General features: G+C 69.0%; 20 protein-coding genes. 6 read left to right on the top strand and 14 right to left on the bottom strand.

What is annotated here, in order from left to right; genetic code table 11:
* Positions 1-9 precede the first annotated feature (9 nt).
* From thrC to H162_RS0104955, 4 genes are all read right to left on the bottom strand, one after another.
* Complete coding sequence (gene thrC, locus H162_RS0104970; RefSeq protein WP_020652350.1) at positions 10-1485, bottom strand: threonine synthase; 1476 nt, start codon at positions 1483-1485, stop codon at positions 10-12.
* A 189-nt stretch (positions 1486-1674) separates the two neighbouring features.
* On the bottom strand, positions 1675-3060 hold the full coding sequence (locus tag H162_RS0104965; protein ID WP_026354239.1) for an L-serine ammonia-lyase: 1386 nt from the start codon (positions 3058-3060) through the stop codon (positions 1675-1677).
* Positions 3061-3134: 74 nt separating this feature from the next.
* Entirely contained in the window at positions 3135-4097 is a 963-nt protein-coding gene (locus tag H162_RS0104960; RefSeq protein ID WP_020652348.1) for an NAD-dependent epimerase/dehydratase family protein, read from the bottom strand.
* A 34-nt stretch (positions 4098-4131) separates the two neighbouring features.
* Entirely contained in the window at positions 4132-5337 is a 1206-nt protein-coding gene (locus H162_RS0104955) for a glycine C-acetyltransferase (RefSeq protein WP_020652347.1), read from the bottom strand.
* Between the two features lie 159 nt (positions 5338-5496).
* Between H162_RS0104955 and H162_RS0104950 the strand changes: the two genes are divergently transcribed.
* Positions 5497-6072, top strand: a complete 576-nt coding sequence (locus tag H162_RS0104950; protein WP_026354238.1) for a helix-turn-helix domain-containing protein — start codon at positions 5497-5499, stop codon at positions 6070-6072.
* Between the two features lie 12 nt (positions 6073-6084).
* On the opposite strand, the gene H162_RS0104945 is transcribed toward H162_RS0104950, so the two are convergent.
* The 7 genes from H162_RS0104945 to H162_RS32535 form a co-directional block, all read right to left on the bottom strand.
* Entirely contained in the window at positions 6085-7044 is a 960-nt protein-coding gene (locus tag H162_RS0104945; protein WP_020652345.1) for a GlxA family transcriptional regulator, read from the bottom strand.
* A 164-nt stretch (positions 7045-7208) separates the two neighbouring features.
* Positions 7209-9380: a prolyl oligopeptidase family serine peptidase gene (locus H162_RS0104940; RefSeq protein WP_020652344.1), complete on the bottom strand. Its 2172-nt coding sequence runs from the start codon at positions 9378-9380 to the stop codon at positions 7209-7211.
* A gap of 91 nt (positions 9381-9471) precedes the next feature.
* Positions 9472-10857: a tetratricopeptide repeat protein gene (locus H162_RS0104935; protein WP_020652343.1), complete on the bottom strand. Its 1386-nt coding sequence runs from the start codon at positions 10855-10857 to the stop codon at positions 9472-9474.
* Positions 10858-10997: 140 nt separating this feature from the next.
* The gene (locus H162_RS0104930) at positions 10998-11768 is read right to left on the bottom strand and encodes a metal ABC transporter permease (protein ID WP_020652342.1); all 771 of its coding nucleotides are present in this window, start codon (positions 11766-11768) and stop codon (positions 10998-11000) included.
* A complete protein-coding gene (locus H162_RS0104925; RefSeq protein WP_020652341.1) occupies positions 11769-12689 on the bottom strand; it encodes a metal ABC transporter substrate-binding protein in 921 nt (306 codons plus the stop codon).
* Positions 12690-12699: 10 nt separating this feature from the next.
* Positions 12700-14103, bottom strand: coding sequence for a putative porin (locus tag H162_RS0104920; protein ID WP_020652340.1), 1404 nt, complete (start codon positions 14101-14103; stop codon positions 12700-12702).
* A 67-nt stretch (positions 14104-14170) separates the two neighbouring features.
* Complete coding sequence (locus H162_RS32535) at positions 14171-14518, bottom strand: hypothetical protein (RefSeq protein WP_020652339.1); 348 nt, start codon at positions 14516-14518, stop codon at positions 14171-14173.
* 224 nt (positions 14519-14742) lie between these two features.
* Here H162_RS32535 and H162_RS0104910 point away from each other — a divergent pair, with 224 nt between their 5' ends.
* Positions 14743-15720, top strand: a complete 978-nt coding sequence (locus H162_RS0104910) for a bestrophin family protein (RefSeq protein WP_020652338.1) — start codon at positions 14743-14745, stop codon at positions 15718-15720.
* Here the strand turns inward: H162_RS0104910 and H162_RS0104905 are convergent.
* Together H162_RS0104905 and H162_RS0104900 are read right to left on the bottom strand one after the other, a co-directional pair.
* Positions 15710-16369: a 3'-5' exonuclease gene (locus tag H162_RS0104905; protein ID WP_020652337.1), complete on the bottom strand. Its 660-nt coding sequence runs from the start codon at positions 16367-16369 to the stop codon at positions 15710-15712. The genes H162_RS0104910 and H162_RS0104905 overlap by 11 nt on opposite strands.
* A 9-nt stretch (positions 16370-16378) precedes the next feature.
* Positions 16379-17644, bottom strand: a complete 1266-nt coding sequence (locus H162_RS0104900; RefSeq protein ID WP_020652336.1) for an Hsp70 family protein — start codon at positions 17642-17644, stop codon at positions 16379-16381.
* Positions 17645-17773: 129 nt separating this feature from the next.
* On the opposite strand from H162_RS0104900, the gene H162_RS0104895 reads away from it, so the two are divergent.
* The 4 genes from H162_RS0104895 to cphA all read left to right on the top strand — a co-directional run bounded on the left by H162_RS0104895 (position 17774) and on the right by cphA (position 22862).
* Positions 17774-18319, top strand: a complete 546-nt coding sequence (locus H162_RS0104895; protein ID WP_020652335.1) for a DUF2244 domain-containing protein — start codon at positions 17774-17776, stop codon at positions 18317-18319.
* Positions 18320-18481: 162 nt separating this feature from the next.
* Entirely contained in the window at positions 18482-19393 is a 912-nt protein-coding gene (locus tag H162_RS0104890; protein ID WP_040786485.1) for an isoaspartyl peptidase/L-asparaginase, read from the top strand.
* A complete protein-coding gene (locus tag H162_RS0104885; protein WP_020652333.1) occupies positions 19390-20271 on the top strand; it encodes a cyanophycinase in 882 nt (293 codons plus the stop codon). The genes H162_RS0104890 and H162_RS0104885 overlap by 4 nt, the downstream gene beginning before the upstream one ends.
* Positions 20268-22862: a cyanophycin synthetase gene (cphA, locus tag H162_RS0104880; protein ID WP_020652332.1), complete on the top strand. Its 2595-nt coding sequence runs from the start codon at positions 20268-20270 to the stop codon at positions 22860-22862. Before H162_RS0104885 ends, cphA begins: the two co-directional genes overlap by 4 nt.
* A gap of 4 nt (positions 22863-22866) precedes the next feature.
* Here the strand turns inward: cphA and H162_RS0104875 are convergent.
* Positions 22867-23158, bottom strand: a 292-nt coding sequence (locus tag H162_RS0104875; RefSeq protein ID WP_020652331.1) for a transposase, incomplete at its 5' end; no start/stop codon positions are given.

Here is a 23158-nt window from a genome sequence, read left to right as displayed (position 1 = left end):
GCGCGCCCATCACAGCCCCGTGTGCTCGGCGATGTAGGCCTTCATGCGGTCGACGTCGGCCGGCATGACGACGAAGCGCTGCGGCAGCGTTTCGATGTCCTCGAAGCCGGCCGGGCGCTCCGCATCGGCGCCGAGCGCCTCCAGGATCGTCTCGTTGAACTTGGCGGCCAGCGCCGTCTCGAGCACGATCATCGGCACGCCCGGCTGCATGCGCTCGCGTGCGACCTTGATGCCGTCGGCGGTGTGGGTGTCGATCGTGATGCCGTAGTCGTCCGCCACGTCGCGGATGGTCGCCACGCGGTCCGCATGGGTCGAGCGGCCCGACTGGAAGCCGTAGTTCGCCACCAGCTTGAACTCGTCCCCATCGCTGCCCGGCGCGCCCGACAGGTCGAAGCCGCCGTGGGTGTCGACCTTGCGGAACAGCGCGTGGGTGCGTTCGGCGTCGCGGCCCACCAGTTCGTAGACGAAACGCTCGAAGTTCGAGGCTTTCGAGATGTCCATCGACGGGCTGCTGGTGTGGAAGGTCTCGGACGACTTGCGCACGCGGTAGACGCCGGTGCGGAAGAACTCGTCCAGCACGTCGTTCTCGTTGGTGGCGGCGACCAGCTTGTCGATCGGCAGGCCCATCATGCGGGCGATATGGCCGGCGCAGATGTTGCCGAAGTTCCCAGACGGTACCGTGAACGAGACCTTCTGGTCGTTGCTGGTGGTGGCGGCAAGATAGCCGCGGAAGTAGTACACGACCTGGGCCACGACGCGCGCCCAGTTGATCGAGTTGACGGTGCCGATCTTGTGGCGCGCCTTGAACGACAGGTCGTTCGAGACGGCCTTGACCAGGTCCTGGCAGTCGTCGAACACGCCTTCGACGGCGATGTTGAAGATGTTCGGATCCTGCAGGCTGAACATCTGGGCGGTCTGGAAGGCGCTCATCTTGCGGTGCGGGGACAGCATGAACACGCGCACGCCGCGCTTGCCGCGCATCGCGTATTCGGCGGCGCTGCCGGTGTCGCCCGAAGTGGCGCCGAAGATGTTCAGTTCCTCGTTGTTCCGGGCCAGTGCATACTCGAACAGGTTGCCGAGCAGTTGCATCGCCATGTCCTTGAAGGCCAGGGTCGGGCCGTTCGACAGCGCCTGCAGGACCAGCTTGCCGTTCGCCCCGTCTTCCAGCACGCGCAGCGGCGTGATGTCGGCGCTCGACTCGTCGGCGCGGGCGTTGCGGTAGACCTCGGGGGTGTAGGTACGCGCGGTCAGGGCGCGCAGGTCGGCTTCCGGAATGTCGGTGGCGAACTTGCGCAGGATTTCAAAGGCCAGTTCGGCATACGGCAGCTTGCGCCATGCATCGAGCTCGGCGCCGGTGACCTGGGGGTACTCGCTCGGCAGATACAGCCCGCCATCGGGGGCCAGGCCGCCCAGCAGGATGTCGGAAAACAGTTGGGGATTGCGTGCTGCGGACGCGCTCGTCGCGCGGGTGGACACATAATGCATACGGTAGAAGATCCAGTTGGGGGCTCACGTTGAAACTTTATTATAGTGTGAGCGGATCAAAAAGTATGCTGTGCTGCAAAAAATGGAGTTGGGTGAATGAAATTTGGGGGTGGAAGGATGCGTTTGTGGTGCGCTGCGGACCTGGATCCCGCATGGGGATCCAGGATCGCGTGACCAAGCGTTAGCGTTCTAGCAAGCCGCGTGATTGACCGTCACCACGTGCACCGCCAGGCCGCCGAGCGAGGTTTCCTTGTACTTCACCTGCATGTCGGCCCCGGTCTGGCGCATCGTTTCGATCACGTTGTCCAGGCTGACGAAGTGGGTACCGTCGCCCTTCAGCGCCAGCGAGGCCGCGGTGATCGCCTTGATCGCCCCCATCCCGTTGCGCTCGATGCAGGGAATCTGCACCAGCCCGCCGATCGGGTCGCAGGTCATGCCCAGGTGGTGCTCGATGCCGATCTCGGCCGCGTTCTCGATCTGCTCGTTGCTGCCGCCGAGGGCCGCCACCAGCCCGGCCGCCGCCATCGCGCAGGCCACGCCGACCTCGCCCTGGCAGCCGATCTCGGCGCCCGAGATCGATGCGTTCTTCTTGCACAGCATGCCGATGGCCGCCGAGGTGAGCAGGAAATCGCGCACCCCGCGCACCGGATCGCTGGGGCGGCAGTCCTCGGCGTAGTAGCGCAGCACGGCCGGGATGATGCCCGCCGCGCCATTGGTCGGCGCCGTGACGACACGCCCGCCGGCCGCATTTTCCTCGTTCACGGCCATCGCGTACAGGCTCACCTGCTGCACCGCATCATGCGGCAGCTCGTTGCGCGGCTGCTGCTGGGATTGCTGGGCCTGCTTCCACAGGCCGGCGGCGCGGCGGCGCACGTTCAGCCCGCCCGGGAGCTGGCCTTCGGTCACCAGGCCGTGGCCGATACATTCGCGCATCACGGCCCAGATCTTGTCCAGGCCCGCGTCGAGTTGTTGGTTCGTCATGCGCGCGCACTCGTTCGCCCGCAACATGTGGGGAATGCTCAGGCCATGACGCTTGCCCTGCTCCAGCAGCTGGACCATCGTATCGAAGGGGAATGGCACCGGGGTCCCGGCTGGCGCCGCGTGCGCCTGGGATTCGCCGGCCGCGGTGATGAAGCCGCCGCCGACCGAGTAGTAGATGCGCTCGATGATGCTGCCGTCCGCCAGCCGCAGCACGAAGCGCATCCCGTTCGGGTGTTCCGGCAGGGTCGAGGTCTTGTGCCAGACCAGGCCGGTCCTGGCGCTGAACGGCACCATCTTCGTGCCCAGCAGCTTGAGGGCGCCTTCCAGTTCGGCCTCGTCCAGCTTGTCCGGGACCGCCACCGGATCCACGCCCTGCGGGGTCTCGCCCATCAGGCCCAGGATCACCGCCTTGTCGGTCGCATGGCCGACCCCGGTCAGCGCGAGCGAGCCGTACAGGTGCGCCTCGACGCCGACCGCCTCGTCGAGCGGACCGCATTCGAGCAGGAAGCGGCGCGCGGCGACCATCGGCCCCACCGTGTGGGAGCTCGACGGCCCGATGCCGATCTTGAACAAATCAAAAACACTCATGTCCATCTGTTGTCTCACTATTCCCGTTGGTGGGATTATTTGTTTTATATATGGGGTGCGGCTGCCCGGGCCGCAAGGAATCAGGCGGCTGCGCTCAGGCTGACGTCGATATTCTTCAGCATGTCGGCGACCATCTCTTCCAGGCCGACGCGCGCCTGCCAGCCCCAGTCGTCGCGGGCGCGGCTGTCGTCCAGGCTCTTCGGCCAGGAATCGGCGATCGCCTGGCGGCTGTCGGGCCGGTACTCGATCCTGAAGTTCGGGCGCGCGCGGGTGATCGCGGCGGCCAGTTCGCGCGGGTTGAAGGACACGCCGGCCACGTTGTACGAGGAGCGGATCACGACCTTGTCGGCCGGCGCGTCCATCAGCTCGATGGTGGCGCGGATCGCGTCCGGCATGTAGATCATCGGCAGCGTGGTCTCCGGGCCCAGGAAGCACTCGTAGGTCTCGCCGCGCAGCGCCGCATGGAAGATCGCGATCGCGTAGTCGGTGGTGCCGCCGCCCGGAGGCGACTTGTAGCTGATGATGCCCGGATAGCGGATGCTGCGCACGTCCACGCCGTACTTGCTCTGGTAGTACTCGCACAGGCGCTCGCCGGCCAGCTTGCTGATGCCGTAGATCGTGGTCGGGTCCATGATGGTGTACTGCGGCGTGTTCTCGCCCGGCGTGTTGGGGCCGAAGGCGGCGATCGACGAGGGCCAGAACAGCTTCAGCGGCTTGCCCGCCTCGCCGCGCTCGCGCGCGATCTCGAGGATGTTGAGCAGGCCGTCCATGTTCAGGCTCCAGGCCTTGAGCGGCGCCTTCTCGCCGGTGGCCGACAGCAGCGCGGCCAGCTGGTACACCTGGGTGATGCCTTCGTCGGCGACCAGCTGCGCGACACTGTCCTTGTCCAGCACGTCGAGCTGGGTGTAGCGCGCGGCGCCGTACACGTTCCTGGCGCCGATGTCCGAGGCGATCACGTTGTTCGCGCCGTGCTGCGCGGCCAGCGCGCTGACGAGTTCACTGCCGATCTGGCCGTTGGCGCCGATGATGAGGATGCGTTCCATTACTTCGTTCCTTGCTTGGTTGTTCTTGCCGTACTTAGTTGTTCTTGATGATGCCCAGCTCGCGGCCGGCCTGCTCGAAGGCGGCCAGCACCTTGTCGAGCTGCTCGCGGGTGTGCGCCGCCGACAGCTGGACGCGCACGCGCGCCTGGCCCATCGGGACCACCGGGTAGAAGAAGCCCGACAGCAGCACGCCCAGTTCGAACATGCGGGCCGCGAATTTCTGCGCCACCGGGGCGTCGAACAGCATCACCGGCACCACCGGGTGGGTGCCCGGCTTGATCGTGAAGCCGATGCGCTCGATCTCCTTGCGGAAGTAGGCGGTGTTCTCGTGCAGGCGGTCGCGCAGCTCGGTCGACTTCGAGATGCGGTCCAGCACGGCCAGCGAGGCGCCGGCGATCATCGGCGCCAGGGTGTTCGAGAACAGGTAGGGACGCGACTTCTGGCGCAGGGTCTCGATGACTTCCTTGCGGCCCGAGGTGAAGCCGCCCATCGCGCCGCCCAGGGCCTTGCCCAGGGTGCCGGTGATGATGTCGATCTTGCCGATCACGCCGCAGTGCTCGTGGGTGCCGCGGCCGGTCTTGCCCATGAAGCCCGAGGCGTGCGACTCGTCGATCATGGTCAGGGCGCCGTATTGCTCGGCCAGTTCGACGATCCTGTCGAGCTGGGCGATGGTGCCGTCCATCGAGAACACGCCGTCGGTGACGATGATCTTGTGGCGCTTGCCGGCTTCCGTGGCGGCCTGCAGCTGCTGTTCCAGGTCGGCCATGTCGTTGTTGGCATAGCGATAACGCGCGGCCTTGCACAGGCGGACGCCGTCGATGATCGAAGCGTGGTTCAGGGCGTCCGAGATGATCGCGTCGTTCTCGTCGAACAGCGGCTCGAACACGCCGCCGTTGGCGTCGAACGCGGCCGCGTACAGGATCGTGTCTTCGGTGCCGAGGAATTCCGACAGCTTCTGCTCGAGTTCCTTGTGCACGGTCTGGGTGCCGCAGATGAAGCGCACCGACGACAGGCCGTAGCCATATTTTTCCAGCGCGGCGGCGGCCGCCTTCTGGGTTTCCGGGTCGCCGGACAGGCCAAGGTAGTTGTTGGCGCACATATTGATGAGCGTACGGCCGTCCTGCGCGATCACCTCCGCGCCCTGGCGCGAGGCGAGCACGCGCTCCGGCTTGAACAGGCCCTCGGTCCTGAGCGTATCGAGTTTCTGCTGGAGGGTGCTGTAAAAGGCTTGGTCGCTCATGTAAGTGCTCCTTATCCTTGAAGGTCCGGCTTGACCGGTGGTTGTCTGATGTTGTACCGTTGGACTAGTTCGATGTACAAAACTTGGTTTCATATGTCGAACAAAAATTCAATATATTGAATCTTACCCCCGGCCAATGAACTTGGCAAGCTATAAGCAATGAACAAAAGTCTAGCAAATAACGCCCCGCCGGAAGTTGGCGCCACACTACAGCGCATGCGTCTCGCGCGCGGCCTGACGCTCGAGGACCTGTCGCGCATCGCGGGGGTGTCGAAGTCGATGCTGTCCCAGATCGAGCGCGAGAAGGCCAATCCGACCATCGCCATCACCTGGCGCCTGGCGAATGCCCTCGGTGTGCAGATTGGCGAACTGCTATCGTCCGAAGTGCGCACGGCCGACCTGATCCGGTTGGTCGACGCCCACGAGATCCCCACCCTGCCCGGCGCGCATGCCGGCTATTCGCTGCGCATCCTCGGTCCGATGGACCTGGCGGGCAAGTACGAATGGTACGAACTGATCCTGGCCCCGAACGGCGAACTGGTGTCGCAGCCGCACGATCCGGGCACCAGCGAGCACCTGACGGTCCTGAGCGGGACCATCGAACTGGAAGTGGGCGAGGAAAAGAAGAAGATCCGCCATGGCGGCACGGCGCGCTATCCGGCCGACCAGAGCCATGCGATCCGCAATGCGGGCAAGACCGAGGCCAAGGCGCTGCTGGTCGTGGTGCAGCGCTAGCCCCAGGACGATTCAGGCAGCCGCGCGCCTTTCGCGCGATTGCCGCCTGAGCGCCTGCGGCGGATGCCCGAAGGCGCGGATGAAGGCGCGGCGCATGCGCTCCGCATCCTCGAAGCCGCTCTCGCGCGCCACCACCTCGACCGGATGGCCGGCGCTCTCCAGCATCGCGCGCGCCGCCTCGACCCGCAGGGTTTCCACCGCCTTGGCCGGCGTCTGCCCGGTCTCCAGCCGGAAGCTGCGGCTGAACTGGCGCCGGCTCAGGTTCGCCACGTCGGCCAGCTCGTCCACGCTCAATGGCTTGCGCAAATTGCGGCGCGCGTAATCGAGCGCCTTGCGGATGCGGTCGGATGTCGGATCGAGGTCCAGCATGGCCGAGAACTGCGACTGGCCGCCGCTGCGCCGGTGATACACCACCATCTTGCGCGCCACCGTGCGCGCCGCGTCCGCGCCGAGGTCCTGCTCCACCAGCGCCAGGGCCAGGTCGATGCAGGCCGTCATGCCGGCCGAGGTCCAGTATTTTCCGTCGTTGATGTAGATCCGGTCCTGCTCCACGCGCAGCGCGGGATAGCGCCGCTGCAGTTCGGCCGCCAGGTGCCAGTGGGTCGTCGCGCGCCGCCCATCCAGCAGTCCGGCGGCGGCCAGCAGCACCGCGCCGGTGCAGATGCTGGCGGTGCGGCGCGCGTGCAACGATGCCTCCTCCAGGTAGCGCACCAGGCCGGGCGCGGGTGGCAGGTCGTCGGTGCCGCCGAACACCACCAGGGTATCGATGGCGCGGCTCCGGCGCGACGCGATCGCCTCGGTCTGGACCGGCACGCCGACCGAACTGGGAACCAGGCCGCCCTGCTCCGACAGCACGCGGATCTCGTAGAACGGTCCGCCCGGCTGCAGGTTGGCCAGTTCGAAGACCGCCAGGGCGCCGAGGTCGACGATCTGGAAGCCGGGGAATGCAAGGAAGACAAGGTGGCGTGTCATGGCGCGTCGTGAGTGTCCAACGCGGCATGTTCGCATGGCCGCCCACGGCCAGTCGGACGGATATCCCTCGTTTCCGGCCATCCGCCGGCACCAATGAACACGGCTGCCGGATCGCTCCGGCAGCCGTCATGCGCCCCAACCCGGCCCGGGCCGGGGGCGGAAATTTACTGCGCGCCGCCGGTCGCCTTGTCCGCTTCGACCATCTTCAGTTCGCGCGACAGGAAGCCCCAGCGGTCGGCCACTTCCTCGATCTGCTTGCCGGTCGGCTTGCCCGCGCCGTGGCCCGCCTTGGTATCGATGCGGATCAGGATCGGCGCCGCGCCGCCCTGCGCCGCCTGCGCCGCCGCGGCGTACTTGAAGCTGTGCGCCGGCACCACGCGGTCATCGTGGTCCGCGGTGGTGACCATGGTGGCCGGATAGCAGGAGCCCGGCTTCAGGTTGTGCAGCGGCGAGTACTTGACCAGGGCCTTGAATTCGTCCGGGTTTTCCGACGAACCGTAGTCCGAGGTCCAGGCCCAGCCGATCGTGAACTTGTGGAAGCGCAGCATGTCCATCACGCCCACGGCCGGGATCGCCGCGCCGAACAGTTCCGGACGCTGGGTCATGGCCGCGCCCACCAGCAGGCCGCCGTTGCTGCCGCCGCCGATCGCCAGTTTCTGCGGCGAGGTCACCTTGTTGGCGACCAGCCATTCGGCCGCGCCGATGAAGTCGTCGAACACGTTCTGCTTCTTCAGCCTGGTGCCGGCCTCGTGCCAGGCTTCGCCGTATTCGCCGCCGCCGCGCAGGTTGGCCACCACGTAGACGCCGCCCATCTCCATCCAGGCCAGGTTGGCCGGCGAGAAGCTCGGGGTCAGCGAGATGTTGAAGCCGCCGTAGCCGTACAGGTAGGTCGGGTTCGAGCCGTCCATCTTGAGGCCCTTCTTCGACACGATGAACATCGGCACCCTGGTGCCGTCGCGGCTGGTGTAGAACTGCTGGCGGGTCTCGTAGTCGGCCGGGTTGAAGCCGACCTTCGGCTGGCGGAACACGGTGCTCGCGCCGGTCTTCAGGTCGAGGCGGTAGATCGTGGTCGGGTTGGTGAAGCCGGTGAACGAGAAGAAGGTCTCGCTGTCGCCGCGCCTGCCGTTGAAGCCGGCCACCGAGCCGATGCCCGGCAGCGCGATCTGGCGCACCGCCTTGCCCTTCAGGTCGACGACCTTGACCACGCTGCGCGCATCCTTCAGGTAGGCGCTCACGAGCTGGTTGTTGATCATGTGGGCGGCCACCAGGGTGTCGCTCGATTCAGGCACGATCACCTTCCAGTCGGCTGCCTGCGGCTTCGCGACGTCGATCGCGACGATGCGCTTGCGCGGCGCGTCCTTGTCGGTGCTGAAGTAGAACACCGAGCCGACGTTGTCGATGAAGTCATAGGCCGCCTCGAAGTTGTCGATCAGCGGCAGCACCGGCGCGTCGGCCTTGCTCAGGTCCTTGTAGAACACGCGGTACTTGTGCGCCGTGCCCTTGGTCGCGGTGATCAGGAGGTAGCGGCCGTCGTGCGTGGTCTCGGCGCCGAAGCCCCATTCCTTCTCGTCCGGACGGTCGTAGACCAGGGTGTCGGCGCTTTGCGGGGTGCCGACGCGGTGGTAGTACAGCTTCTGGAAGTAGTTGACGTCGGCCAGCTTGGTGGCTTCCTTCGGCTCGTCGTAGCGGCTGTAGAAGAAGCCCTTGCCGTCCTTGGTCCACGCGGTGCGCGAGAACTTGACCCACTTGACGTGGTCGACCAGGTCCTTGCCGGTCTCGATGTCGCGCACCCGGATCTCGTTCCAGTCCGACCCCGAGGCGGCGGTGCTGTAGGCCAGCAGCTTGCCGTCCGGGCTGACTTCGGCGCCCGCCAGAGCCACGGTGCCGTCGGCGGCCAGGGTGTTCGGGTCGAGCAGCACGCGCGGCTGGTCGCCCAGCTTCTTCATCGTGTACAGGACCGCCTGGTTCTGCAGGCCGTCGTTGCGCGTATAGAAATAGCGGCCGCCTTCCTTCGACGGGACGCTGTAGCGCTCGTAGTTCCACAGCTGGGTCAGGCGCTGGCGGATCGCCTCGCGCTGCGGGATCTGCGCCAGGTAGGCCTGGGTCACCTTGTTCTGGGCTTCGACCCAGGACTTGGTCTCGGCGCTGTTGGCGTCTTCCAGCCAGCGATAGGGATCGGCCACCGCGGTGCCGTGGTAGGTGTCGGTCTGGTCCGTCTTCTTGGAAACCGGGTAGGTCAAGGAGGAACCATTGGCGGTGCAGCTTTGTGCCGGCGCCGCCTGGGCGCCGAATGCCGCGGCCAGCAGGGCGACGAGGGTAGCTTGTCTCATGTGCATGTTGTTCTCGGTCGAGGAAAGTCATCAGGGAGGCTTGCGCCGCAGGCATCATAGCGCGAAATACCGGGCATGCCTACGGCCCCGCCCGCCGCTAGGCGCCGTCGCCACGGCCCGCCTCGCGCCTGGCCTGCCAGCGCCCGGCCAGCGCGCGCGCATGAAGGCGCTGCGCCGGGTCGAGCGCGGCCGCCAGCACCTCGCCCAGTTCGCCGGCCGGGGCGCCGCCGCGCGCGGCCAGCCACAGCCACATGCAGGCCCGCACCAGGTCGCGCTCCACGCCGCGCCCGGCCGCGTACAGCCCCGCCAGGTTGTACTGGGCCAGCGCATGCCCCTGCTCCGCGGCATGCCCGTACCAGATGGCCGCCAGCGCATCGTCGCGCGCGACGCCGTTGCCGGCGGCGTACAGGGCGCCCAGGTTGTTCTGGGCGCTGGCGTCGCCCTGCTGGGCCGCGCGCCGGTACCAGTCGGCGGCGCGCGACAGGTCGCGCGCCACGCCCTGCCCCTTGGCGTACATCAGGCCCAGCGCGAACTGGGCGTTGGCCGCTCCCTGCTCGGCGGCCTGCAGGTAGAACACCAGCGCGCGCGACGGGTCGCGCCGCACCCCGCAGCCGCCCGCAACCATGCGCCCGGCCCGGTACTGCGCCTGCGCATGGCCGCCGTCGGCGGCGCGCCGGAACCAGCCGAGCGCGCGGGCGCTGTCGCGCACCGGGCCGCCGCCGGCCGCGAGCAGGTCGCCGAGCGCATACTGGGCCTCGAGGTCGCCCTGCTGCGCGGCCCGCTCCAGCCAGCGCTGGGCGCACAGCGGATCGGCGCGCACCCCGCTGCCCTGGGCATAGGCCAGGCCGAGATGGCGCTGCGCCACCGGATTGCCGGCCGAGGCGGCGTGGCGGAACCAGTACAGCGCCTGGGCGGGGCTGGGCGCGACGCCATGGCCGAGCGCGTACATCAGGGCCAGGTGCAGCTGGGCGTGCACCTGGTCCTGCAGCGCCGCCTTGCGGAACCAGGCCATGGCGAGCGGATAGCTGACCGCCGCCCCGCGCCCGTGCAGGTAGCACTCGGCGAGCTGGCTCTGGGCGCGCGACATGCCCTGCTCCGCCGCCCGGTAGAACCATTCGAGGGCGCGCTCGTGCGACTGGCGCACCCCGCGTCCGCGCCGGTACAACAGCCCAAGGTTGTACTGGGACGAGCGGTCGCCCTGCTCGGCCGCGCGACGGAACCAGCGCGCCGCCCGCACGTGGCAGCGGTCGACGCCGCGCCCGTTGTAGTACAGCGCGCCGAGGTGGCTCTGGGCGAAGGCCAGCCCCTGTTCGGCCGCCCGCCCCATCCAGGCGGCGCCGTGCCCGTCGTCGCGCTCGACCACCTCGCCGCGCAGGTACAGCAGGGCCAGGTTGAACTGGGCGTAGGGATCGCCGCGCTGGGCGGCGCGGCGAAACCAGCGGTAGATGTCGTAGCCCTCGCGGGCGGCATTTTCACGGCGCATCCATGTCCCCTTCGCGGCGCCCCACGGGCGCGGGCAAGAGAACGGTCGCGCCGGAGCGAGGCCGTCTCATTGCTAAAATTGTAAGTAGGGCGCGGCGCGGGGACCTTGAGTCGGCACAATCGTGCCGACCGGGCGGGCGCTCAGGCGACAGTGTCGCGGACAGCGGCTCGCGGCCCCGCCGCATGCACGCAGATGGCGAGCACGGCCAGGCACCAGACGATCAGCGCCCCCGACGGCAGGTCGAACAGCACCGACAGCACCAGGCCGGCGCCGTAGCCGCCGACCCCGGTCAGGTAGGCGATCGGCAGCCGCAGCCGCGTCGCGTAGTGGCGCACCGCCAGGCTGGGCACGATCAGGCTGGCGAACACCAGGTAGACGCCGACCAGCTGCACCGAGGCGGTCACGGCCAGCGCGAACAGCAGGTAGAAGCCGAGCCGCCCCATGCGTTCGCCCAGGGTGGCCAGCAGCGCGACGATGAGCACGGCGCCGACGGCCGGCATGGCCAGCTGGGCGTAGTTCACCCACAGGATCTGCCCGGCCAGCAGGTCCTGCATGTGCTCGCCGCCATGGGGATTGTGGGCCACCAGCAGCAGGCCGGCGGTGGCGGCCAGCACGAACAGCACGCCGATCTGGGCTTCCTGGACGTCGGGCCAGCTGCGCTCGGTCCAGGTCAGCAGCAAGGCGCCCAGCACGGCCGCCGCGCCGGCGGCCACCTGCACCGTCCAGCCGGCCGGGTCGAGCCCGATTGCTCCGGCCACGATCACGCCCAGCGCCGCGATCTGGGCGATCGCAAGGTCGATGAACACGATCCCCCGCTTCAGCACCTGGGCGCCGAGAGGGATATGCGTGGCCAGCACCAGCAGCCCGGCCAGGAAGGCCGGCATGACGATCAGGAAGTCGAAGCCGTCCATCTATCTTGCCGCTCCGGCCAGGCGCGCGATGGTGGTGTCGAACAGCGCGAACAGGTCGCGCGACTGCTCGTCCGCGCCCACCGTGTACGGAATCACCACCGCCGGGATGCGCGCGCGCTCGGCCAGCCACTGCGACGCGCGCGCGTCCTGGTAGGCGGCGCGCAGCACCATCTTCGCCGGCTGCTGCTTGAGTTGGGACAGCAGGCCCGCCAGGTGGGCGCCGCTCGGCTCCACGCCCGGCTTGGCCTCGAGCGTGCCGAGCGACTTCATGCCCAGCCAGTTCAGCAGGTAGGCCATGTTCTTGTGGTGCTCGACCACGGCCACGCCGCGCAGAGGAGCGCCCTGCTGCTCCCACTTGCGCATCGCCGCGCCCCAGCGCGCCGAGAAGTCGGCCTGGCGCGCCTGGTAGAAGGCGGCGTTGGCCGGATCGATCTCGGCCAGGCGCCTGGCGAGCGCCGCGCCGACCAGGGCCACGTTGTGCGGATTCAGGTGCACGTGCGGATTGCCGTAGGCATGCACGTCGCCCTCGGCGCGGTCGAGGCGCGCCGGCACGTCGAGGCGCGGGACGAAGCTGCCGGCCTCGAAGTAGCCCGGGCGGCCGCGCTCGATCCTGTCGTTGCCCGACTGCTGGACCAGCAGCGGCAGCCAGCCCGCCTCCAGGTCGAGGCCGGTGCACACCAGCAGGTCGGCGCGCCGCGTGCGCGCGATCAGGCCCGGCCGGGCCTCGACCCGGTGCGGGTCCTGCAGCGCGGTGGTGGCGCTGGACACGCTGACCTTGTCGCCGCCCAGTTCCTGGGTCAGCGCCTGCCACTCGGGCTCGCAGGCCAGTACATTCAATGCCGCCTGCGCGGCCGTCGCGGCGCACAGGCCCGCCAGCGCCAGCGCGGCTGCGGCGATCTTCTTGGGGGATAAGGCTTGCATGGCGTGCTCCTCAGAACGAGTGGGCGGCGTGCGCGCCCAGGCTCATGATGTATTGCAGGTAGATCTGGCTGTCGCTCGCGCCGGGCCGCGACTTGTCGCGTGCGAACTGCAGGCGCAGGCGCGAGAATTCGGACGGGCTGTAGTCCAGCATGACGCTGCTGCGGCGCGGGTCGTAGGCCGCCAGCGCCGGGAACAGCGCCGCCTCCAGCACGCCGGTGTCGACCAGGCCGATGCGGGTGGTCCCCGACGACAGGCGGTCGTGGCGCAGGCCGGCGCGCCAGTTCGGCATGAACTGGTAGACGCCCTGCAGGTACCAGCCGGACTGGCGGCTGCGGTAGTCGCCGGAGGCGTCGAGCGCGGCCAGGCTGCCGCTTTCGCGGCGCTGCATCCATTCGCCCTGCAGCTTGACGTTGCGCTGGGTCGGATTGCCGTCCGGCGCCCATTTATAGACGGCGTCGGCGACCCATACCTTCGAGCGGCCGCTGAAGGCGGTGGCCACGCCTTGGTCCTCGTAGCCGCGATCAAGGGCGCGGGTGCGCAGGTAGGACAGCCCGGCCTGCCAGCTCATCGATGCGCCGATGTCGCCGCCGGCGCGGGCGAACACGCTGCGCGCGCCGGCGCCGTTGCTGTTGCGGTCATTGCCGGGGAAGTTGCGGCCGCTGGCCAGTTCCGCGCCCAGTTCCAGGAAGATCTCGGTCGGCGCCAGCCAGCGCGCCTGGATGCCGTCCGGCTTGTACTGGCCGCCGAAGAAGGCCTGGTAGGCCAGCGGCGTGTCGACGAAGTCCCAGGCGTGCGCGTGCTGGCTGTTCAGGTAGCCGATGCCGGACATGAAGCGGCCGGCCTTCAGGTTCAGGCCATTGCCCAGGCCCCGGGTGCGGATATAGGCTTCCTCGACCTCGACCTCGTTCTCGCCCGTGATGGCGAAGGTGGCCTGGCCGGCGAAGCGTGGATCGATGTTGGCCGACAGGGTCAGTTCCGACTCGCCCAGGTTGAAGCTGCGCGCGCCCGGGCCGATCTCGCCGTCCGGCGGCACGAAGCCCTGGAAGCGGTACTGGCCGGGATCCTGCTGGATGTTGCTGAGGGTGCCGCCGAGGACCAGCGACATGGCCGGATTGAAGGCGTTCGAGCCGCTGGCGACGGCGGCGGCCGGGCTGGCCGGCGCCGCCGGCTGCGGCGCCGCCGGAACCGGCGCCGGCGCGGCCTGGGCCTGGGCGGCCGCGTTCTGCGCCTGGGCCGCGGCGGCCTGCGCCTCCTGCAGGCGCTGCTCGAGGGCCTGCAGGCGCGCCTCGTAGCTCTGCTTCATCTCGCGCAGCTCGGCGCGGATCGCGGCCAGTTCCCTGTCGTCGGCTGCGAAGGCCGGATGCGGAGCGGCGAAGGCGGCGGCCATGGCCGCCATCAGGATGGTCTTGTTCATGTGAATCCCGTTCGAACGGAAGATAGCAAGGGAGGCCGCCCGCAAGCGGGAAGCCCTGGGTACGGCGCTAGAGGGTCTGTTCGAAGGAAGGCGGCCCGCGCGAATCGAAGGCGCGCAGGCGCTGCGCGCGGCACGGGAGATCGCCGGCGGCGCGAACCAGCGCCGCGCCCGCGCCATGCGGCGGGCACTGGCGCGCTGGGGAGGCCAGCGGCGCCCCGAGCTGGGCGAAGCCCAGGCATTGCGCGCAGCTGCGGTCGTGCGCGAAGGCGCTCGACAGTTCGCTGTCGTCCGCCTGGCGCTGGGCCGCGGGGGCCAGCTGTCCGTTCCAGTGGCTCAGCGCATGCGCCATCGCCATGTGCTGCGACAGCAGCAGCACCAGCGACAGCAGGATGCGAAACACGGGACGGTGGCTCATGGTGCCCGCATTGTAATGCGCTTGTGTCATCCTCGTCCAAGTTTTTGCTGTCTTTACTGCAATACGGCACGGGCGTGAACCCAAGCAAGCGGACAAGATGGCGCCAGTGCCAGGATGGTCGAGGGATTGCCGCCCCCGATGCACCAATCAGGCGTATGCTCTGCTGGCATGCTCAAGCTTTCATGGAGGTGTGCGCTATGCACATTGGAAAGTCCTACAGTCTGGTGAATCTGCTGTTCTGGACCCGGCGCAAGGCCTACCTGATGCTGGCGCTGGCCTCGATCCCGGTGCTCGCCTACCAGCTGCTCGACTGGCACTGGATCGCGATCCCCTGGCCGGTGATCGCCATGCTCGGCACCGCCGCGTCCTTCATCGTCGGCTTCAAGAATGTCCAGACCTACAACCGGACCGTGGAAGCCCTGCAGGTATGGGGATCGATCGGCGGCGCCAGCCGCTACTGGGGCCTGATCTGCCGCGACTTCACAGGCGACCTCGACAAGGCGCGCGAACTCGTGCACCGACACCTGGCCTGGCTGACCGCGCTGCGCTACGACCTGCGCCGCGAGCGCGTCTGGGAAGGGGCGACGCGCCGCCCCGGTTTCGAATACCTGGGCAGCGGCTACCAGCTGCCCGAGCAGCGCACGACGCTGGAGCAGGAACTGTCGCGCTTCCTGCCCGAGGGCGACCCGCTGCGCCAGGCGCGCTGCTCGAACCTGGCGCTGATGCTGCTGGCCGAACAGAGCCGCGAGATCAAGGCGCTGTTCGCCGCCGGCACGATCCCGGTGCTGCACCACGCCGAAATGCAGAAGACGCTGAAGGACCTGGTCGACCAGCAGGGCCGCGCCGAGCGCCTGAAGAATTTCCCCTATCCGCGCCAGTACGCGATCATCGACACCGTGTTCGTATGGGCCTTCGCGCTGCTGCTGCCCTACGGGCTCGTCAAGGAGTTCGCCCAGCTGAACCTGGGCGGACTGATGGCCGGACAGACGGCCTGGCTGGCGGTGCCGTTCAGCGTCCTGATTTCATGGATGTACGTGTCGCTCGACCAGGTGGGCGAAAGCACCGAGAATCCCTTCGAGGGCGGCCTCAACGACGTGCCGATCAGCTACATGAGCCACATCATCGAGACCGAGCTGCGCGAACTGCTCGGCGAGCGCGACCTGCCGCCGCCGCCCGAGCCGCGCAACCATATCATCCTGTGACGGCGGCCGCACGGCGCTCGCGCATCGTGCTGGCGTACTTGTCGAGGAAGACGGGAATCTTGGCGGCGGCGACCTTGTTGATCGACACCAGCAGGTCGGGCGCGACCTGCTCCAGGCCGCAGGTGCGGCCCAGATGGCGCGCCGCATGCAGCAGCACTTCGGCGGCCACTTCGGCGTCGGCCTCGGCCCGGTGGGCGGTGCCGCGGAACACGATGCCCAGCTGGCCGGACAGGTTGCCCAGCTTGTAGCTCGGCAGTCCCGGGTACAGGCGGCGCGCCAGCTTCAGCGAGCACACCAGGCCGGCGTGGCCGCAGCTGCGGCCCAGGCGGCCGCCTTCGACCCGCAGGAACTTCTCGTCGAAACTGGCGTTGTGGGCCGACAGCACGTCACCGCCGATGAAGTCGAGCAGTTCCGGCACCACGCGGCTGGCCGGGGGCGCGCCGTCGACCATCGCCTGGGTGATCCCGGTCAGCTGGGTGATGAAGGATGGAATGCGCACGCCGCAGTTCACCAGCGAGACATAGCGCTCGACGATCTCGCCGCCGACGATGCGCAGGGCCGCCACCTCGGTGATGCGGTCGCCCATCTCGGGCGAGAGCCCGGTGGTTTCGAAGTCCAGCATCACGATCGGACGTTCATAGACACTCATTGCTGTTCCTTAGCCAAATTTTCGCTGCGCGTCGAGCGCCAGGCCGGCGCCGATGCTGCCGAACAGGTCGCCCTCGACCCGGCGCGCGCCCGGCACCAGGGCGCCGATGCGCTCGCGCAGCAGGCCGACGCCGCTCGAACCACCCGTGAAGAATACCGTATCGACCGCCTCCGGCGCCACGCCGGCCTCGGCGAACAGCTTGCGCACCGTGGCGCCGACCGAATCGACCAGCTGGGCGATCGCCGCTTCGAACTGCGCGCGCGTCACCGCCAGCGACTCGGGCGGCGACAGGCGGTCGAGCTCGAGCGCGACCGATGCGGCGCCGGACAGGCCGATCTTCGCGTCCTCGACCTGGATCGCCAGCCAGTGGCCGGCGCGGTCCTCGATCAGGTTCTGCAGGCGCGCGATCTTCGCCGGGTCGGCGGCGTCGCGCGCCAGGTCGGCCAGCTGGGCCACGCTCTTGCGGGTGTAGGCCTGGTTGATGGTGTGCCAGGTGGCCAGGTTGAAGTAGTAGCTGGACGGGATGGCGGCGCCCGAGCGCAGGCTGCTGCCGTAGCCGAGCAGCGGCATCACCGCGGCCAGGCTCAGGTACTTGTCGAAATCGGTGCCGCCGATGTGCACGCCGCCGGTGGCCAGGATGTCGTCGCGCCGCTCCAGGCGCGTGGCGCGCTGCGGTCCCAGGCGCACCAGCGAGAAGTCCGAGGTGCCGCCGCCGATGTCGGCGATCAGGACCAGCTCCTCGCGGTCGATCTGGGATTCGTAGTCGAAGGCCGCCGCGATCGGCTCGTACTGGAAGCCGATCTCGCGAAAGCCGACCGCGCGCGCCACCTCGGCCAGGGTGTCCTGGGCCAGCTGGTCGGCCTGCGGATCGTCGTCGATGAAGAACACGGGGCGGCCCAGCACGACGCTGTCGAACGGCCTTCCGGCCTCGCTCTCGGCGCGCCGCTTGACCTCGCCGATGAACTGCGACAGCAGGCTGCGGAACGGCAAGGCGCGGCCGCCGACTTCGGTCTGGCCGTCGATCAGGCTGGTGCCGAGCAGGCTCTTGAGCGAACGCATCAGCCGTCCCTCGTACCCCTCCAGGTAGTCGGCCACGGCCGCGCGGCCGTACACCACCCGCTCGTCGTCGGCGTTGAAGAACACCACGGACGGCAAGGTAGGCTTGCCGTCCTCGAGGGCCAGCAGGGAACTGGAAGCGGAGTGCGTCTTGCCTGGCCGCAGCCAGCCGACGGTCGAGTTGGACGTACCGAAGTCAACGCCGCAAGCGTGCGCCATATGAACCTTTGTCTTTGGAGGGGCGGTATGGTAACAGATTCCCCGCGGCTTGTATCCCCTGTCTGGCGAGCGCCACAATCCGGAAGTGGCGGTATCATTAAACCTGTCACTTCGACCACAGGAGCGAGCATGAGCGCTGCGCGCCACCCCGTCCCATCCGCTGCCGCCGGCGGCAGCGCGGCGCACGCGTCCCTGGTCGACGCGGCCGTGCCGGTCCGCCCCGTGCGCCACGAATGGGTGATGCGGCGCAACTGCTCGCTGACGCCGCGCCAGGCCATGCTGGTCTACCTGCTGCTGTCCGTCGCCACGCTCGGCATCGCGCTCGTGTTCACCCTGCGCGGCGCCTGGATGGTCATGGCCTTCGCGCTCGTCGAGTCCGGTGCGATCGGCGTCGCCATGCTGTACTACGCCCGCCACGCGCTCGACCAGGAGCGCATCCTGCTCGGCGACGGCTGGCTGCGGGTCGAATGGACCGACGGCGCGCGCCGCGTCGATGTCAGCCTCGATCCCCATTACACCCGCGTCACCCTGGCCGACCTCGGCATGCGCACCCTGATCCAGCTCGAAGCGCGCGGCCAGCGCATCGAGGTCGGACGCTTCCTCACCCCGCACGCGCGCCATGAAGTGGCGCGCCAGCTGCGCCGCGCGCTGCGTCCCGGCTCCCTGCTCGGCTGACGTCCGGCCGGGCAAACAGTCTCCTGTAAGCAATTTCTTACAGGAGCACGGCGGCGCAACCGATATGGCGCGCACCGCTACTTTTGCATAATTTCATTATCGGCGTGCCAACTCCGTGTGGCGCGCCGCATTAGAAAAAAGACGAGAGGAAATACCGACCCCATGAGTACAAGACAACAAGCCGGCGCCGTCGTGGTGCACGGCGGCGCCGGCGCATCGCGCGAGCACGAGGACGGCTGCGTGCTGGCCGCGCGCCGCGCCCTGGCCCAGCTGGAAGCGAACGGCGATGCGCTCGACGCGGCGATTGCCGCGGTGACGGCGCTGGAAGACGACGGCCGCTTCAATGCCGGCAGCGGCTCGGTGCTGTGCCTGGACGGCGCCACCGTCGAGATGGACGCTTCGATCATGGACACCCGCGGCCGCCTCGGGGCGGTCGCCTGCCTGCAGGACGTGAAGAACCCGGTGCTGCTGGCGCGCGCCATTGCCGACACCCCGCACTGGATGCTGGCCGGCGAAGGCGCGCAGCGCTTCGCGCGCGCCATCGGCCTGCCCGCCAGCCCGCCGCTGTCGGAACGCCAGCGCGCCAACCACCGCAAGCTGCTGGGCCGGATGGCGGGTTCGGTGCCGGTCATGCCGGGGATCGACAACAGCCTGTTCGCGCGCACCTGGAACTACAAGACGCCGCTCGAGCTGCCGCAGGGCAGCGCCTGCGACACGGTGGGCGCCGTGGTGCGCGGCGCGGACGGCCATTTCGCCGTGGCCTGCTCGACCGGCGGCTCGGCCCCTTCCCTGCTCGGCCGCGTGGGCGACAGCCCGATCGTCGGCTGCGGCTTCTACGCCGGCCCCGACGGCGCGGTGGCGGCCACCGGCATCGGCGAACACATCGTGCGCCACCTGCTGGCGCGCACGGTCTACGGCTGGATCGCGGACGGCATGCCGCTGGCCCAGGCGCTGCAGCGCGGCGTCGACCTGTTCGGGCCCGACATCGACGTCGGCCTGATCGCGGTCAGCCGCAGCGAGGCCGCTTCCTGCAGCAACCGCGACATGCCGCAGGCGCGGATGATGCAGCGATGACGCAGCCACGCCAACCGGGAGGCAACGGGCACCTCGTCATCATCGGCGGGCACGAGGACCGCAAGGAAGACATGGCCATCCTGTCGCGCTTCGTCGAACTGTGCGGCGGCGCCGCTGCGAAGATCGTGGTGATCACGGCGGCCAGCCAGGTCGCCGACGAGATGTGGCGCATGTATGACGACGCCTTCGGCGCGCTGGGCGTGACCAGGCACAGCCACCTGGAGCTGCAGAGCCGCCAGGACGCCAACAGCGAGGACTACGTCCGCCAGGTGGCGCAGGCCGACGGCATCTTCATGACGGGCGGCGACCAGAAACGCCTGCTGGCCCTGATCGGCGGCACCGCGCTGGACGCCGAGATGCACGCCGCGCTCAAGCTGCGCGGCGCCGTCATCGGCGGCACCAGCGCCGGCGCCTCGGCCATGTCCGGCCACATGCTGGCCCAGGGCAGGACCGACCTGCACCCGGAGAAAGGCGCGGTCAGCCTGGCCGCGGGCCTGGGCCTGCTGCAGCGGGTGGTGATCGACCAGCACTTCTCGGAGCGCCAGCGCCTGTCGCGGCTGCTGACGGTGGTGGCGCAGAACCCCTATTTGCAGGGCATCGGCATCGACGAGGACACCGCGCTGGTGATCGAGCGCGGGGTCGGCATCGAGGTGGTGGGCGAAGGCGCCGTCACCGTCGTCGACGGACGCACCATGATCACCAACGTCGCCGACGTCAGGGACCGGGATACCCTGGAGCTGATCGACGTCCGACTCCACCTGCTGCCCGCGGGCAGCAGCTACCGGTTGCCCGGCGCCGGACCGGAGGGCGGCAAGCGCCTCCCGGCCCCGCTGCTGGACTTCCTGGAAAACGTCACCAAACGGAATCCGATGTCATGAAGATCAAGGAAAAACGCGTGCTGCGCGGTCCCAACCTGTACGCCGCCAGCCCCTGCCTGATGGCGGTGGTCGACCATGGCGGCGCGAAGGCCCCGGGATTGACCGCGCGCCTGCTCGGGCTCCTGCCGGCCCTGTCGCCCGCATCCGCGGTGCGCCTGGCCGACGACGTCCTGCCGGTCGATGCGCTCGAAGCGGTGGTGATGGAGTTGCAGCGCCTGGCCGGCGCGCCCGGCGCGACCAGCACCACCGTGCAGCTTCCGGCGCACCCGCAGCGCCGCCGCGTGGTGTGCGGCTACGCCATCGAACAGGTCGCGGAACAGGCGCTGCACACCGGCATCGACCTGCTGGACGCGCTGGCGTCCGGGCGCGAGTACGATCTCGCGGCCGCCGTCGCGGCCTTGCGCGACACGGCCGCGCACCACGCGATCGGCACCAGCACCGGCGCCGTCGTCGACGCCGCCCGGCGGCGCGGCATTCCCGTCCTGCGCCTGACCGACGACGCCAACCTGTTCCAGCTCGGCTGGGGCAGCCGCCAGAAGCGCCTGCAGGCCACCATCACCGGCGCCACCAGTTCGATCGCGGTCGGCATCGCCGGCGACAAGCAGCTGACCAAGGCCCTGCTCGACCAGGCCGGCGTGCCGGTGCCGGCCGGCGCGACCGTCACCAGCCTGCCCGAGGCGCTGCGCGAGGCGCGCCGCCTGGACTGCCCGGTCACGGTCAAGCCGCTCGACGCCAACCAGGGCAAGGGCGTGACTGTCGACTGCGCCACGCCCGACGCGGTGGAGCGCGCCTTCGAGCACGCGCGGCGCTACAGCCGCCATGTGATCGTCGAGGAATACCTGCGCGGCCGCGACTACCGCGTGCTGGTCACCGGCGGCAGGATCGCCGCCGCCTCGTGGCGCCGTCCGCCCTGCGTGACCGGCGACGGCCATGCCAGCATCCGCGAGCTGGTCGAGACCGAGAACCGCAATCCGGCGCGCGGCGAGGGCCATGCCAACATCCTGACCAGGATCCCGCTCGACGCCCTCGCGGCGCAGACCCTGGCGAAACAGGGCTACGACTTCGACACGGTGCTGCACGCGGGCGTACAGGCCGAACTGCGCGGCAACGCCAACCTGTCCACCGGCGGCACAGCCGAGGACGTGACCGACCTGCTGCCCGAGGAGACGCGCGAGATCTGCCTGCGCGCCGCGCGCACCATCGGACTGGATATCGCCGGCATCGACATCGTCTGCGAGGACATCGCCCTGCCGCTGCGCGGGCAACGGGGCGGCATCATCGAAGTCAACGCCGCGCCCGGCATCCGCATGCACCAGTATCCGAGCCGCGGCACGGCGCGCGACGCCGGCGACGCCATCGTCGAGGCGATGTTCGGGCAGTGCGACGGCCGCATCCCGGTGGTCGCGGTCACCGGCACCAACGGCAAGACCACCACCACCCTGATGATCGGCCACGCGGTGAGGATGGCGGGCCTGCGCCCCGGCTCGAGCAGCACCAGCGGCGTCCATATCGACGGCCAGCCGGTCGTGCAGGGCGACTGCAGCGGCTACCATTCGGCGCGCAGCGTGCTCGCCTCGCCCGAGGTCGACTTCGCGGTGCTGGAGACGGCGCGCGGCGGCATCCTCAAGCGCGGCCTGGGCTTCGACCGCTGCGACGTGGCGGTGGTGCTGAACGTCTCGGCCGACCACCTGGGCCTGGACGGCATCGACACCATCGCGGACCTGGCCCGGGTCAAGGCGGTGGTGGCCCGGCACGCCTCGCGCGCCGTGGTGCTCAACGCCGAGGACAGCTACTGCGTGGCGATGGCCGCCGACCTGGCCGACGGGGTCGAAGTCATCTATTTCTCGCTGGACGCCGAAGATCCGGTGCTGCTGCGCCACGTCGAGCATGGCGGGCGCGCGGTCTACCTGCAGGATTCGACCGTGGTGCTGGCCAACGGCATGCGCCACGAAGCGCTGCTGGACGCGAACGACATGCCGGCTTCACTGGGCGGCTGCGCGCGCTACAACATCGCCAACGCCATGGCGGCGGCGGCCGCCCTCACCGCCTGCGGCTTCGGCAACGCCGAGATCGCGGACGGCCTGCGCAGCTTCGTCTCCGACAGCAGGCATAATCCGCTGCGCTCCAACGTGTTCGACGTCGACGGCGTGATGGTGATCGTCGACTTCGCGCACAACTGCGCCGCCTATGCCGCGCTGGCCGAGATGGCGCGCTCGATGGCGCCGGGCCGGCTGGTGGGCGTGGTCGCGGCCCCGGGCGACCGGCGCGACGCCGACCTGGTCGACATCGGCCGCACCTGCGCCGCCGGCTTCGACGAGCTGGTGGTGTACGAGAGCGAGAACCGCGGCCGTCCCGACGGCGAGACGGCCGCCCTGCTGGTGCGCGGCGCGCGCCTGGCCAGGATCGCCGGCGACCAGCTGCAGGTCGAGCCCGACGTGCACGGCGCGATCCGCCTCGGCCTGGCGCGCTGCCGGCCGGGCGACGTGCTGGTGTTCGGCTGCGGTACGTCGATCTCGGAACTGACCGAAGCCCTGCGCCCGACCCGGCCGGACATCGCGCGGCGCATCGCCGCGGCAGCCGCGGCCGTCTAAGTAGTTACGAGAAATTTACTGTGAATTCTGTCCCGAAACCTTGCATCAGGGACCGGATTTCGTCGAGCAGCGCCGTGCCATTCATAGCGACGAAACGACGCCAGAAGTACTTGGCGTGTTTCCAGAGGATCTCAATGCGATTGAGTTCCGGGCTATACGGCGGCAAATAATAGAGGTGGAGGCCTTGGCGCGCCCAGTGCCACCGCCTCTTTTCCATCGCCTCACCTTTGTGGATTGCCGCGTTGTCGAGCAAGACAATGCGTGGCACCGCATGTGGCTGATCTGCGATCTGATCG

Source organism: Massilia niastensis DSM 21313, from assembly GCF_000382345.1.
GTDB lineage: Bacteria > Pseudomonadota > Gammaproteobacteria > Burkholderiales > Burkholderiaceae_D > Telluria > Telluria niastensis.
This window is presented reverse-complemented; position numbering and strand designations above follow the sequence as displayed.